The organism is Anaerolineae bacterium, assembly GCA_016931895.1.
GTDB lineage: Bacteria > Chloroflexota > Anaerolineae > 4572-78 > J111 > JAFGNV01.
In genome coordinates, this window is the sequence record JAFGDY010000244.1 from 1 (window position 1) to 14,254 (window position 14,254).

Annotated in this window: 14 protein-coding genes; 5 read left to right on the forward strand and 9 right to left on the reverse strand. The window is 52.4% G+C overall.

The window, feature by feature from the left end:
- Nucleotides 1–30: 30 nt before the first annotated feature.
- A complete protein-coding gene (locus JW953_18630; GenBank protein MBN1994720.1) occupies nucleotides 31–1,038 on the reverse strand; it encodes a tetratricopeptide repeat protein in 1,008 nt (335 codons plus the stop codon).
- Between the two features lie 319 nt (nucleotides 1,039–1,357).
- Between JW953_18630 and JW953_18635 the strand changes: the two genes are divergently transcribed.
- The 3 genes from JW953_18635 (at nucleotide 1,358) to JW953_18645 (ending at nucleotide 5,169) form a co-directional block, all read left to right on the forward strand.
- Nucleotides 1,358–3,046 (forward strand): patatin-like phospholipase family protein, encoded by a 1,689-nt coding sequence (locus JW953_18635; GenBank protein MBN1994721.1) that lies wholly within the window; start codon nucleotides 1,358–1,360, stop codon nucleotides 3,044–3,046.
- 64 nt (nucleotides 3,047–3,110) lie between these two features.
- A complete protein-coding gene (locus tag JW953_18640; protein MBN1994722.1) occupies nucleotides 3,111–4,415 on the forward strand; it encodes a GAF domain-containing sensor histidine kinase in 1,305 nt (434 codons plus the stop codon).
- Nucleotides 4,408–5,169 carry a DUF3307 domain-containing protein gene (locus JW953_18645; GenBank protein MBN1994723.1) on the forward strand — a complete coding sequence of 254 codons (762 nt, stop codon included), beginning with the start codon at nucleotides 4,408–4,410 and terminating at the stop codon, nucleotides 5,167–5,169. Before JW953_18640 ends, JW953_18645 begins: the two co-directional genes overlap by 8 nt.
- Here JW953_18645 and thpR read toward each other — a convergent pair.
- Genes thpR through JW953_18670 form a run of 5 tightly spaced genes read right to left on the reverse strand, consistent with a single transcriptional unit; the run spans nucleotide 5,159 to nucleotide 9,761 of the window.
- On the reverse strand, nucleotides 5,159–5,764 hold the full coding sequence (thpR, locus tag JW953_18650; protein ID MBN1994724.1) for an RNA 2',3'-cyclic phosphodiesterase: 606 nt from the start codon (nucleotides 5,762–5,764) through the stop codon (nucleotides 5,159–5,161). The two genes, JW953_18645 and thpR, sit on opposite strands and share 11 nt — an antisense overlap.
- Nucleotides 5,764–6,339, reverse strand: coding sequence for a macro domain-containing protein (locus tag JW953_18655; GenBank protein ID MBN1994725.1), 576 nt, complete (start codon nucleotides 6,337–6,339; stop codon nucleotides 5,764–5,766). The genes thpR and JW953_18655 overlap by 1 nt, the downstream gene beginning before the upstream one ends.
- A 57-nt stretch (nucleotides 6,340–6,396) precedes the next feature.
- Nucleotides 6,397–6,756 (reverse strand): YraN family protein, encoded by a 360-nt coding sequence (locus JW953_18660; protein ID MBN1994726.1) that lies wholly within the window; start codon nucleotides 6,754–6,756, stop codon nucleotides 6,397–6,399.
- Entirely contained in the window at nucleotides 6,749–7,120 is a 372-nt protein-coding gene (locus JW953_18665) for a response regulator (protein ID MBN1994727.1), read from the reverse strand. Before JW953_18665 ends, JW953_18660 begins: the two co-directional genes overlap by 8 nt.
- Nucleotides 7,121–7,169: 49 nt before the next feature.
- Entirely contained in the window at nucleotides 7,170–9,761 is a 2,592-nt protein-coding gene (locus JW953_18670; GenBank protein MBN1994728.1) for a DUF5107 domain-containing protein, read from the reverse strand.
- Nucleotides 9,762–10,173: 412 nt separating this feature from the next.
- Here JW953_18670 and JW953_18675 point away from each other — a divergent pair, with 412 nt between their 5' ends.
- Entirely contained in the window at nucleotides 10,174–11,085 is a 912-nt protein-coding gene (locus tag JW953_18675; protein MBN1994729.1) for a histidinol-phosphatase HisJ family protein, read from the forward strand.
- Between the two features lie 48 nt (nucleotides 11,086–11,133).
- On the opposite strand, the gene JW953_18680 is transcribed toward JW953_18675, so the two are convergent.
- Genes JW953_18680 through JW953_18690 form a run of 3 tightly spaced genes read right to left on the reverse strand, consistent with a single transcriptional unit; the run spans nucleotide 11,134 to nucleotide 12,731 of the window.
- Nucleotides 11,134–11,961, reverse strand: a complete 828-nt coding sequence (locus tag JW953_18680) for a CPBP family intramembrane metalloprotease (GenBank protein ID MBN1994730.1) — start codon at nucleotides 11,959–11,961, stop codon at nucleotides 11,134–11,136.
- A gap of 26 nt (nucleotides 11,962–11,987) precedes the next feature.
- Nucleotides 11,988–12,158 carry a hypothetical protein gene (locus JW953_18685; GenBank protein MBN1994731.1) on the reverse strand — a complete coding sequence of 57 codons (171 nt, stop codon included), beginning with the start codon at nucleotides 12,156–12,158 and terminating at the stop codon, nucleotides 11,988–11,990.
- Nucleotides 12,159–12,197: 39 nt separating this feature from the next.
- Nucleotides 12,198–12,731, reverse strand: coding sequence for a hypothetical protein (locus JW953_18690; protein MBN1994732.1), 534 nt, complete (start codon nucleotides 12,729–12,731; stop codon nucleotides 12,198–12,200).
- 1,394 nt (nucleotides 12,732–14,125) lie between these two features.
- Between JW953_18690 and JW953_18695 the strand changes: the two genes are divergently transcribed.
- Nucleotides 14,126–14,254, forward strand: a 129-nt coding sequence (locus tag JW953_18695) for a PDZ domain-containing protein (protein ID MBN1994733.1), incomplete at its 3' end; no start/stop codon positions are given.

A 14,254-nucleotide genomic window follows, 5' to 3' on the forward strand; every position in this document is an offset into this window, starting at 1 on the left:
CGCTCATTAGAGATCTCTTGCTTGTGGCCTTTAATTTAACATGAATCCTGTTTGTTGGAAATCCTTTCTCTCCGACAAACTGCTAGCCAGGGACAGTTCACCGGCCGCCTGTAGGGCTAAACCATGATTATAAGTGGCGCTGAACAATAAATCTTGCACATTGGTATATTCTTCATTCGCGGCCCATACGGCTTCCAGGGCCGCAATGGCCTCTTGCCACCGGCCCTCCTGGTAATGTTGAATCCCCACCAGGTAATCCTGGGCCATTTGCGCTTCTTGCCGGGCCTGCGCGTGCTGAGGGTTAAGGCTCAGAACCTGTTCAAAATCGGCCAGCGCCTGGTCAACATAACCCTTGTGGCGCAGGGTTAAGCCTCTTTGTAGATAAACGTAGGCAAGCTGCGTTTGCAGGGGTGGATTATTTGGCTCAATCCGGCGTAGTTCTTCTAAAACGGTAATAGCTTTTGCCCAATCCCGCTGCGCCTGGGCCTCGTCCAAGATGGATGAGGATTGGTTAAGCATAGATTCCAGGGTAGGATTATTTTCGCCAGTCCCGGCGCTTGCTGTCTGCCCGGTCTGAACGGTTGCTTTTACCTCTAGCCCCAAGCTCCACAATAGCACGCTTAAACCGGCCACAATGACCGTTATCATCACCCCAAAAACAAAGGAGTTGACCGAATTGAATAACTTACTGAATGGCGATAAGGGGACGGTCGCCGGCAGGGGGGTCTTGACCACAACACTTTCTTGAGTGGCGGGTTGGTTGGCAAAGCGGTGGGCCAGCCACTGCTCGGCGTGAGCCAGGCTGGGATGGGCAGGATTGACCTGCCGGGCCTGGGCCAGGGCCGCTTCGGCCTCGTTCCGATCGGTGGTCACTGCCGAGAGCCACAACCAGGCGGCCTGATTCACCGGCTGTAGGGCGACCACGCTGCGCAGCATATCCCGCGCCTCCAGCTTATGCCCGGTTCTGGCCAGGTGAATGGCATATTCTAACTTAGCCCCCGGCGAGGTGGGCCGGGTTTCAGAGTTGGGTTGGGTCACATTGCTCCCAAATCAGGCCCTTACAGTATCCAAAAACAAGAGTCTAACATCTTTTAGAAATTAGAGATTAAAACCGCCGGTTCATAGACTTTAATCCCACGCTCCTCACTTCTAATTCCTAATTCCGGCAAAAGTATTATAGCCAAGTTCTGGGCGATTGGCAATAGACATAATAATGCTATAGGCTTAAACCTTATGTCCCATTGAAGGGGGACGGGGGGGATGATATAATCATAACAGAGTGGGGGGACAACCTCCCTTTGCGCCATTACAAACTTAATATCCGTTACATTAGCCGCACCTTTGTCAGTAAAAAAGTATGGATAGGCCGAATAACCAACCCCACCCAATCGAAGAAAGTCTGCTGCGGATTCCGTTTTTTAGCGCGCTTTCGGGCCAAACTTTGGCAGCGATTGCGGCCAAATTGAAGCAAGTTCATTTTGGCCACGGCCAGGTTGTTTTTGCCGAAAATAGCCTGGGCGACGCTATGTATTTGATTGAGTCCGGCCAGGTGAAGGTATCAGTCAATACCGGGGCGGGACAACGGGAAAAGATCATCAATTACTTGGGGCCGGGTAACTTTTTTGGCGAAATGGCCCTGCTGTTAAATCAGCGGCGCTCGGCCACGGTCACGGTCACGCTCGATGCCGACTTATGGGTATTGTCTAAAGCGGACCTGGATGAGCTTTTAATTGACCATCCCGAAATCGCCATCCAAATTACGCGAGAACTCAGTCGCCGTTTGAGCGACGTGGTCACCGAGGCCAAAAAACGGGCGGAGTACAGCCTGGTGGCGGTTTTAGGCCAGAGCGCCTGGCGGCTGGCCGAAAACATTCACCGCTTAACCCGCCAGCGCGTAGTTTTGCTTGATGCTACCGGCCGCAATTTAAGCAAGCGGGTTGACGCCGGTTTTCAAAGCGACGACTTGATTATTCTGGAAGTGATGCCCAACCTGTCCAGCGATACCCTGGTGGAAACCCTGAGCATTTTGCTGGAGGGGTATGATTGGGTTTTGATTGCCCTGAACCCCGGTTACAGCGAAACCACGGCCAAAGCGCTTCAACTGGCCAAGGCCGCCGTATTATTGAATACACCTCAAGAAAAGTGGATGGTTGATTGCGTTTCAGGCCCAATTTTTACCTGCGACCTTTCTGAAACAGAAATTGGACGGGTGAGCCGCCACATCACCAACCGGGTGGTGGGCTTGGCCCTTTCCAGCGGCGGGGCCAGGGGCATTGCCCACGTTGGGGTTTTGCAAGTACTGCAAGAGGCCAACATTCCCATTGATATGATTGCCGGCACCAGCGCCGGCTCCTTGTTTGGCGGTTTGTACGTTTGCAATAAATCTTTGCCGGAGATGGTCAATTTTGCCAAAAATTTAAACAATTTGATTGACTTCAAAAGCAGGCTATGGGATCCCAAACTAAAACTGCCGTGGAATGGATTGATCAAGGGCAATGCCACCCTCAAGTATCTGGCCCGGCAATTCAACGAGGCCACCTTTGCCGACACGGCCATCCCGTTTTACGTTGTGGCCGCCGACGTGGTTTCCGGCAAAGAAGTTGTGTTTGAAGAAGGCTCCCTGGCCGAAGCAGTCAGAGCAAGTATTGGCATTATTGGCATTTTTTCGCCCTATCAACATAATGGGTATTATTTGATTGATGGGGGAGCGGTCAATCCGGTGCCGGCCAATATTTTGGTGGAAAAAGGGGCCAATGTCATCATCGCTTCCAGTGTTATTCCCCCGGTGGAAAAAGGGTGGCTGCTGGGACATAACACCCCTAACCAGAGCAGAGACCCCAGTTTTCTGAGCGTGTTGGGTAATATGATGGCCATTATGGAACGCGAAATCATCAAAACCCGGATGAACCCGGTAGACGTTCTGATTCAACCCAGGGTAGAAATCTACACCTCCATGGATTACGATAAGGCCGAAGATTTCATTCGGTTGGGCCGAACAGCAGCCGAGCGAGAACTCCCCCGGCTCCAAAATTTACTGAACAATTAGACCTTTTTGTTAAAATGAGTTAGGATGTTGATAGCCTCATGTTGATTCAGAGGTGCAGACTCAGATGGGGGAGAGACGGCAACAAATTTTGGGCAGCCTAAGCGCATCCACACCAGAACTGATAGCACTCAAAGCAGAAAACGAAGCCTTACAGGCAAACCTGGCCGAAACGCAAGAAAGATTGGCCGCGTTATACGTGGTGCATGAAGTGGCTCAAACGGTCACATCGGAATTGAATTTGGAGCCATTGCTCCATAAAATTCTGGGCGCGGCAGTGCAGGTAATGAATGCTTCGGCAGGTTCGTTATTACTGCTGGATGAGTTCACCGATGAGCTGGTTTTTGCCGTGGTTGAGGGCGGCGGCGGCGGCAAGCTCAGGGGGGTGCGCATGGCCCGCGATAAGGGGGTCGCCGGGTGGGTGGCTACCCATAGCCAGCCTTTGATTGTTGACGACGTTAACAAAGACGATAGGTATTACCAAAGTATCGCCCAATCTTTTGGCCTTAAGCTCACCTCGCTTCTCTGCGTGCCAATGATTTCACACAACAAACTGATCGGCGTGCTAGAGGTGGTGCATACCGCTGCCGGCCGGTACTTTGGCGATTTGGACCAACAACTACTAACCACGTTTGCCAACCAGGCGGCTATTGCCATAGAAAATGCTCGTTTGTATGAAAACCTTAAAAAAGAACGCGATCACCTGGTAGTGGTTGAAGATGAGGTACGCAAACGTTTGGCCCGAGACTTACACGACGGTCCCACTCAATTGCTGGCCTCAATTGTAATGAGTTTATCTTACACCCAACAACTGCTGGAACGCGCCCCCGAACACGTTCCCAAAGAAATCGAGGAGAGCGCGGCCGTAGCCGAGCGAGCCTTGAAACAACTCAGAACGCTGCTCTTTGACCTGCGGCCGGTTACTCTGGAAACGCAGGGGCTTGTCCCGGCCCTGGAAGTATACGCCGAACGGCTGCAAGAAACCGAACAACTCAATGTTGTTTTTACCAATACCGGAGAATTTGAACGACTTTCAGAAAAGGCCGAGGTAGCCATTTTTGCCGTGGTTCAGGAAGCTATTAACAATGCCAAAAAACATGCGCAAGCTTCCCGGATTGATTTAATCCTTGAACCGAAACACGCCGCAGATACCCTGACGATACGCATCAAAGATAATGGGAGCGGCTTTGATGCGCAAGCCGTCAAGGCCAGGTATGACGAACGCGGCAGTTTGGGGATGATTAATATGCAAGAAAGGGCAGAGGTGGTCAACGGCACCTTCAAGATTTATTCTGAAGTGGGGCAAGGTACGGAAGTGATTTTGAGTTTGCCGCTTACTGAAAATCTTCTCGGTGAATCAAAGGATGAATAATATAGCCCTCTCCTTCTTTTTACTCCTCCTGCTAGGCCACTTAATCGGCGATTTTGTTCTACAGCCCTATTGGTTGGTGCTGGCCAAAAGAAGCGGGTGGTCGGGTCTACTGATCCACGTGGGGGTGGTTACTTTTGTTACCGCTATCCTGTTATGGGCCTCTGCCGTACCAAATTGGTGGGTCTGGGTCATCGTCCTGTTCATTGGTCATCTTCTTATTGACCAATTCAGAACCTTTGTTTTTGTAGATAACAGTAGGGGCAAAGGATTATTTTTACTGCTCCTGGACCAACTGGCACACGTGGTGTTGATTGTTATTCTGGCCTGGCTGGCAACCGGCTGGGCCTTTGCCGATTTACAGATTTTAACCACCCCCTTCGCCTCCAATGAACAACTGATGATGGTTTACCTGATTGGCCTGGCCATTTTAATTGGAGTGACCCCTGTTTTGGAAGTGGAAGTGGCAGTAACGGCCTTAGCGGTGCAAGGCACAAATCTTAACCATACCGTGAGGGTTGACTTCTCGGATAGGTTATTGGGCGGCATCGAACGGGTTGTCGCTGTATTTCTAATTCTGATAGGTTACGGTTTACTGGCCCCTTTAGCCTTTCTGCCCCGGCTGGGCATTATGATTTACCAGGGTGAGGCCAAAGGAAATCCCACCCCGGTTATTGCCAAAGTAGTGGTCAGCCTGGTGATTGCCCTTATGGTCGGTTATGGATTGAATTATGTTCGCCCGCCCTCTATTTTCTAACTCCTCTCAGCAAACCCAAAGCTAACGGGGTATAGACCGGACCGTCCGGCTTCAACTCGCTTTTGATTAGCTTGATTTCTTTGACTTCCAGGGCGATCAGTTGGCCCCCAAGCCTCTGCTGCGACTCAATCGCCTGGCCTAATTGGGTCAAACGACGCGGCGGAATACCTTTTTTAACCCGGCCAATGGTCAAGTGGGGTGAATAAGGGCGAGATTCCGGTCTAAAGCCGATATTTTTTTGGAGCATTGCGCCCAAATCCTGATGCATTTGGGCCAGTATTTCCATTTGGCCTGAAATGCCAACCCACACAATGCGAGGCCGCCGGGTATGGGGAAAACATCCCACTCCCTCTAATGCCAACGAAAAGGGAACGCAAGCCGCCCCAGCCAACTCAAGCGCCGCGATAATTTTGTGCAAATCGGCCACAGCCACATCGCCCAGAAAATGGAGCGTCAGGTGAATATTTTGTGGCGCGGTCCAGCGCACCGTGTTGGGCGGGGTCATCTCCTTCAAGCGGCTCTGGACATCGGCCAGTTTAGCGCGGGCATCATCTGGCAGGTCAATAGCAATAAAAACCCGGAGAGTGGTCATCATTATCCAACCCGTAACTCCTGTAACGCCGCCACAAACGCCGCTGCGGTTGCTTCGTCAATATTACAAAAACGTACCTCCTTTAAATTGGTCGCCGGGTTCTGCCACAAATACGCCAGGGTGGCCTGGGTAATAACCCGCGCGCAAACATCCCTGGGACCGCCAAAAATGCCGGAAGAAATGCCCGGCAAAGAGACGCTTTTTAACTCATACTCGTCGGCCAGGGCCAGCGCGCTCTGCACCGCGCTGCTCAATTTTTGCTCCTCGTTGCCGCTGCCCCACACCGGCCCCACCGCATGAATAACATATTCCGCCGGCAGTCGGCCAGCCCCGGTGATGGCGGCGCTGCCGGTAGCTACCGGGCCATGCTTGCGCACCCAGGCGTCGCTCTCTTCTTGAACTGATCCGCCGCCGGTGCGGCTAATTGCCCCGGCCACCCCACCGCCATGCATCAAGCGTTCGTTGGCCGCATTAACAATGGCCTCCGTTGTTTCAGCCGTCAGGTCTCCCCGCACCACGCGCAGGATTTGCCCCGTAGGTAGGGCGTGTTCCAACAAAACTTTGTTTTTAAGCTCCATTGCTTTTGACCCCGTGCAAGAATTTTTTGTTGGCTCAGCGCCTCACTGTTTATTATTTCACCAGCCAACCGCATTTTCAATATGATTGATCCGCGGCAAGCCCAGGCCCAATTGTACCGCTACTACATCAATCCGCCAAGATGTATGCGCGGAAACCGTTTCCTGCAAATAGGTTTGGGCCAACTCAATCAGGCGGGCCTGTTTGGCCGGGGTGATGCTCTCCTCGGCGGGGCCAAAACGATTTCCCCGCCGGGTACGCACCTCGACAAAAACAAGGGTATCGCCCCCTTCCACAATAATGTCCAACTCCCCGGTTGGACAAGACCAATTGCGCTGTAAAATATGATACCCCCGCTCCATCAAGTAAGCTGCCGCAATCTCCTCGCCCTGCCGCCCGATTTGTTTGCGCTTATCCATTTTCTGGCGTAACCAAGTTATTGATCTCATTGAGCAGCCGTTTGGTGTCAACGGGTTTGGCAATAAAGATGCTGGCCCCGGCCTTAAGCGCATCTTCTCGATTGCGGCGAGAGGTCCAGGCGGAAATAACGATAACGGGAATATCGGCCACAGCCGGATCATTTTTTAAATAACGGATGGCCTCAATCCCCCCCATGCCGGGCATGCGTAAATCCATCAAAATCACGTCGGGCTGTTCTGTCTGCGCCTTCTCAATGCCCTCCTCGCCGCTGCCGGCCAAAACAACCTCACACCCCGAAAACTCCAACATTTGCCGCATGATGTCGCTTTGGGCAGGATGGTCTTCAACATATAGAATTTTCATTTTGACTCCTCACGTTCCAGAATGATTTTGGTGTAACGGGTTTTCAAGATCAATATTCCTCAAAAATAACCACCGCCACGCCCCCCTTTTGTACCGTAACAGTAGTCTTAATGTCAAATTCATCCAGCGAAATGATATATTGCGCCGGAATCAGAGGGGAAAACTCGCAAAAATAGGGGCCGTACTCCGGCTTGCTGCCGGTTAAGCAGGTGGTGCTCCAGGGAGATTGGTCGGCAGTGACAATGGTAATTCGCACCGGCAACCCTAGCTTACCTTCAACGCTCACCCGAATAACGGCAAACCAGTTGCCGGGAATAGTGATATTGGTGGGCACACGCACGTGCCAGGTTGGTTCCGGCGTGGCTGAAGGAGTAGCCGTGGGGGAAGCGGTGGGGGTCAGGATGGTCGTGGGCGTACGGCTCAAGGTGGGGGTGGGAAAAGCGGTAGCCGCGGGCGTGCTGGTCTGTGCGGCGACTGTGCCGGTGGGAATAGGGGTAAGGGTTGGGGTTGCCGTTTTTGTTGCGGCCGGCGTAAGCGTTGGAGTTGGCGTTGGGGTGGGCGTTGCGGTAGCTGTGGGCAACACGATTTGTTCAAAAACAATCTCGGTTACAGTGCCCGGCAATAATTCAAAGTCAAGGCGGGCCGGCAAGTCCGGCGCGGTCAAACTATAAAAGAGAGGCGGTAAGGGCGCAAATTCTAGCGCATCCGAGCCGTACTCCGGCTTGGAGCCGGTATAGCCGGTTGCCTGCCAGTGCCAACGGGGATTGGCGCTCTTGAGAGTTACCGGCTGCCCCACTTGTTTGTCTACCCAGATGCGGACTACGCTCGCCCAACCGGCGATAGGTACGATTCGCCTGACTCGCCCCTGCCACACAGGAGTAATGGTAGAGAGAGGGGATGGGGTAGACGTAGGAGACAAGGTTGGCGAGGCCGTGGCTGTTGCAGAAGGGGTTGGCGTAGCGGTGGGGGTAGGGGATGAAGTAGGGGCAGCGGTGGCTGTGACCGCATGGGCGGCAGTGGCCGTTGGCGAAGGGATGGGAGTAACCGAAGACGAGGGCGAAATGGTGGGGGTTGGTGTAGCTGGAGGCAAAGGAGTAGCTGTAACCGGCGTTGGCGTAATAATTGGGCCACCATTGTATTGATAGGTTGCCAGTAGCGTGCTGGCTTTATAGATTAACACTGCCACTGCGTCAGGTTCCAGAGCTACCGGGAGCGCAGGGGTATGATAAGGCTCGCCAGGACGAATTTGGGCCACGTCCTCTTGATATAAAACCTCGTTGGTGGCCCGGCGCAGTACCAGAATCCGCACCTCATCTAAGGGGCGAGTGACTGCCAGGTGCAGTTGCACCTCATTTTTAATCTTTTCCAGGTAAAGGGCTACATGTCTATTCGCCCAGGTCAATCCTCCCAAACCGGCAACGGGATACCAATACTCGTCCCAGCTCAACGAGGCATGAGGTTCCAGGCGGCGCGTATCGGCAAAGGTGGGGGCCACACCGCCGTGCATCTCAACGTAACCGGAGCGGTCGTCGGTGTAGAGATCGGGCGGCAGGGCGGCAGAGCCATAGCCAAAGGCAAAAAATTTGGCGCCCTGGGCCGTTTTGCTGTTGTAGCTGCGCACTACGCCCTCGTCAGAGTTTTCGTCGTAAATAGCCTGATAATCACCGGCGGCCCGGGGCCGCTGGAAAAAGCCATACCACTCTCGCCAATTCCCCAACCGGCTCCAATCTACGCCATTATGGCCGGGCCAGCCGGCGGCTTTCCCTGCCCCCGGTAAGCGAGGGTCGCCGGTGGAGTGAACCGTCACCTGACGGCCCGGCAAAATGAAACGCAAATCAGCCCCCACCTGGTTGGTTGGACCGGGGGCCAACATTGCATTGAGCCAAAATTTAAAATCAATGGCAGCGGCAGTAGGATTTTCGATGATGGGCATAACCTGAAAAAAGGCGGCGTCATCAGGTAAAGTAACCACTATTTTGGCCCGCAACCGGTTATTGGCCGAGCTATCCCACAGCATCACCTGGGCGCCATCCGCCAGGTCGCTCACCTGGTAATGCCAGGGAATCCCCCATTCGTAGCCATGTTCCTCCACCGGCAGGCCCCATTCCATTCCGCCCACGGCCAGCCACCAACCCATCTCCGGCGGCCCCCACGGCGAGGGTTTAAGGACCGGATTTTGATAAAATATATTATTGCCCGTTGGCTTAAAAATGGCCTGGTAAATTCGCCCGCCCAGTTCAGGCAAAAAACTCAACTTGAGATAATCGTTTTCCAGGATAATCAAGTTATAAGTACGGTTTTCGATGCGCCCGGCATCGTAACGTCCCCGGTCAAGTTGGGCATAATACATGTTGTAAGCGGCATTAAAACGGTAGGTAAGGGCATTATCAACGGCATGGGTGGGGATAGTGATGGTGGTGATGGAAACCGTCGTCCGGCTGGCAGGCGGGGTAGAGGATTGGATATACTCACGTTGCGGTTCTAAAATTTGTGGTTCACCTGGCCCAGCGAACACCCTACCGCCAGCCAAAAGAATGGCTATCGCCATTACCAGGAGTGATGGCCCCAAACGATGATTTGGCCCAATCGCCAAAAATTTAGTTATGATAAGAACCAACCTGGAAGAGTTTTTAACCTGCATGAGGTTCTCTCTGGCAATGTTCAAATTATCGGCCCGGCTCAGGATTGAGCATTAATTCGGTTGGGTTTGGGAAAGGTATTTGATATTCAATCCCAAGCCCTTATCAGCCAACTCTCTTTTCATATTAACACGCTCCCTGATTCAAGTCAATCGAACTTTGGTAGGGCTACCCTTCTTCCGCCAATTAAACTTGCCAATTTTCGGTAAATGGGTATACTGAAATTCCACTTCAATTGAGGAAGTAGTATTTTTTGGCCAGCCAAGCCGCTTAAACACTTTTTACCGCCTCGCGGAACGTCTCCCAAAAAACATCCAAAGATGGATAACTCAATCGCCATTGTTGACGTGCGCCAGCAGTGTTTTTGCTAATGTTGTCAATGGATTTTTATATTTTAATTTAAGGCAGGATAAATTGTCAGAGCAACTAAAAATTACCACAGACTATCATGTCCATTCAACCTTCAGCTCGGATGGCCGCCACCCGCCGGCGATACTTTGTCAACGCGCGCTTGATGTGGGGCTAAAAGAGATTGCCATTACCGAACATGCCGAATGGCATGCCGGCATAAGCCAGCAGGGTTTTCCGCAAGTGACCGAGTATTTTGCGGCCATTGAACAATGCCGGGTCAGGTTTGAACCGCTTGGCTTGACCATTCACGCCGGGGTAGAACTGGGCAATCCTCACCAATATCCCCAAGAAGCCAAAGCGTTATTAGCCGCCTATCCATTTGACGTGGTCATAGGCTCGCTCCATTGGTTATATGGGGAAAATATTCACCTGGAAAGTTGTTTTGCCAAACGCAGCCCGGATGATGTTTACGCCGATTATTTTACCGAGCTGGAGCGCATGGCGGCCAATTTTGAGCTTGATTTTGTGGCGCATTTTGACCGCATTATCTGGCGGGGCACTTTGATGGGGGCCACGTTTGACCCCCAACCTTTGGAGCCAGTCATTCAACAGGCTCTGGCGACTATCGCCCGGCGTGGTCAGGCCCTGGAACTCAATACGCGCTATCTCACCCATACCCCCAGTTGGAACGAGGCCCTGGTAACCATGTTGCGTTGGTTCCGGCTGGCCGGAGGCGCGCGGATTGTGGTCAATTCCGACGCTCACCGGGCTGAAGAGATTGGCCGTAATTTGGGGTTGGCTCAGGAGATATTGGTCAGGGCCGGTTTTAAGCTGCCGGAACAACTCTTGAAAATCGGAGCCACGGCCGCAAAAAGTTTACCCCTGGAACCCACCTTGAATTATTGGTCAGAATTAGGCGATGAAATGAGGGGAACGTCGGGCAGGTTCTATCAAACCCCGCTCCAGGTTTGGTAAACCGGCCAATCTTCCATAACGGTTTATCGCGCCAGGCGAGGTATCGCGTTATGTTTGAGGCGTTGTTGCCCTTTTGGCCCTCCACCTATATATTCCAATCCCAAGCACGGTAAAGAGAACGATCATCAAGCCCCCCTCAAGCACCGGCGTAAACAACCATCCTCCGCTTGAAATCGTAATGAGGTTGTTTGCCATAAGAGCACCCACAAACATGCCGCCTGCGGTTTGCATGAGCACCGCCGGCCACACCGAATTGGTCAAAAGCCTGATTTCGCCGTAAACAATAGAGGCGGCAATGGTGCCCAGGAGGAAACGCGGCAACAGCGTGATCAGACTTTCCGTGGCATAGGGCGTGATGGCGGCAAGATACGGAGTGTGCCAAAGTCCCCAAATTAGTCCCACCAAAACGTGGGCCACAAAAGTATTCAACGGCAGAGTATACATTTTGGGCGCAAGATACCCCCGGAAGCCAAACTCTTCAAGGATGTTGGTGAGGACTTGAGAAACGAACAGCAGGGCAAATGCCTGCCCAAACACCCCCAGTGTGGCCATGGCAGAAAAAGAGATAACCCCTAATGCCAAACCTATCCCCAGGATAAGGGTGGCACAAACCGGGTAGGCCAAGATACTGACGGCATACCATAAGCCATTCCCCGGCAAAGCCGGCTTGATGCCCAGGTCTCTCCACCCATCCCCGGCAAAAGCGCGCAACAGAAACGAGATAACCAGCGGGGCAATGATCCAAATACCCATCCCCTCCGAGGACGTACTCCCTGTCAGCACATCCATCCCCCGGCCTAACCAGCCACTGGCCAGCACTAAAATGGTAAAAATTATTAGATTACGGATGGTGCGTTTGTTGTTTTTAGTCTCCATTTGAAATCTTCCCTATGCTTGATCCTTTATGTCTCTTGCAATGAAAGCAAAGCCAGCGCGAATAGCCCGATACCCAAAAGGGTGACATTTGTCTCCAGGGTTGTCACTTGCATGATGACCAAAACAAGGCTGGCTACCGCCATCCCCAAGGCGACGGCCTTCAAGACACTGGTGATAGTTTTTTGATACTGTTTCATTATCATAGCCTCCTTAATTTGTTTTTTGCTTTAGGTTGTTTACCCCATCACCAAACCCAGCGTAGGGAAGAGCAAGGCCAGGAAGAAGGCCGCGCTCAAAGTCCAGGTGAGCCATTTTTTCTCCGGGTGGTTTACCCAATAAAACACAATCACCGAAAGCAAGAACGACTGCAAGTAAATCTCTAATTGCCCCATCAAGTGAGACGACAGCGGCAGCACCGTAAAAATCATCCCTTCAATAGAACCCGGGGCCGGCCCAAAGGGCGAAAGAATACCAATGATCACCAGCACCACCCACGTGGTCAGCCAGCCATATTTCTTGCCAAACAAGACCTCGCGCAGTAAATAAAAGGCAATACCAAACAGAAATCCTCTGATGGGTTGAAACAGCGGCCCGGCCATCACCACAGGTTCAGTCGTCTGGCGCATCAATAGATTCAAACTGGTCTCTGCGTATTGGGTGCTGTAGTCAAAAAAGAAAAAGGCCAGGATGCCCATCAAAAAATAGGTGATGGTGTGCGTAATTATTGTTTTGAGGGTAATCCCCCAGAAGGTTGGTTGATTGTTATTCATGATAGCGCTCCTCAACGTTTTTGATTTACTTATTTTTCCTTCATTCAATTTGTGGCCAAAGGCTATTCACCCCGGTTAAGGGTTAGGGAACCTCATAGTAGGGTGTTGGTTATATTTTTTGGGGAAGGAACCACCGCATTGTTACGAATGGCCGGTATTGCGGTGGTGTTGTGGGTTTTTGCTGAAGGTTTGTGGCATGCCTAACCCTGCCCGGTTAACCTTAACCAATCCCGCCGGCCATCTTAACACGAGCTTCGGGTCATTGCAAAAGGGCAGACTGTTCTTGCCAAACAAAGAGAGGGCTAAACGTAGGCTTTTGGTCAGAAGCGCAAGAAAGTTATGTCCAGCATTTTGGCCCGACCTGGAATATAGTGAAGGCAACTCAAACAAATTATTTTATTATTGTTGAAAGGAGCCTTCCCATGTTTTACTCAACTCTCAAAACAGCTTTCAGCGCAGGTCTTATGGTCGCAGCCATCGTCTTGATAACCCTTTACCACAGTCCGCAGGCAATGGCCGCAGAGCCGGTAGAAGCAGTCTCCGGCAATGGCAAATCATCTATCATCTCTGTTGCGGAAAACAAAACCCCCGTCGCGGCATACAAAGCGGGCACGTTGCTCAAAGGCAGCAATCACGCTCTCTACTATGTCACCGAAGCCGGCACCCGCCAGTTTATTTACAACGCCGACACGTTTGCGGCCTTTGGCTTTACCGCCAACCAGGTTATTAAGGTTGATGATGAGGCTTTAGCCGCCCTGCCCTTAAGCGACGTTCTCACCAGGCTGGTGAGCGACAACGCGCACAACTTGTACTGGGTGGTCAACGGCCAACGCTGGCAGGTCAATATCTGGAAAGACGTGGTTAATCAGGATACTTTCCGCGGCGGCCCCATTGGGCATCTGAATGCCTCCCTGGCCAATGCTTTGCCGGTGCAGATTGGCCTAAAAAACCGCGCCTACTTGCGCCAGGACGATCAGATATACTATTTCGTCCAGCACTCCGTCATTCCCCTGAAATCAGCGCCGGGCGACGATGAAGCGGTGATTGACGTGCCCTCCGGCGTTCTGGGCGTTTATCCCCAACGAACCAGTCTGGAAACGTTGTGGACAGAATTGAAAGACACCCCCGCGGCCTACGTGCGCAGCGGCCCCGGCACAAACTTTGAGGTGATCAATACTGTTCACAGTAGCGACACCATCATTGTCAAGGGGCGGGCCGCCAACAGCTATTGGCTGGAAATCCGCTACCGGGACCAGGTCGGCTGGCTGGCCGGGGATTTGGTCAAACACCAGGCCCTGTTCAAATTTTTGCCCACGGTTGACGTGAGCGCATTGACCCCAAAGCAGAGCCGGCAAACTGCCCCCTCCAACGTTTACGAGGGTGTGGGCGGCTACATGGGTACCACCCAGGCCGGCATCCCCATGTTCACGGGAGTGATGAAAGGTTATCCGGCTCACCTGGCCGGGATAAAACAGGGCGACGTGGTAATGAAGGTAGATGGTGAAGACGTGACCACTTTATCC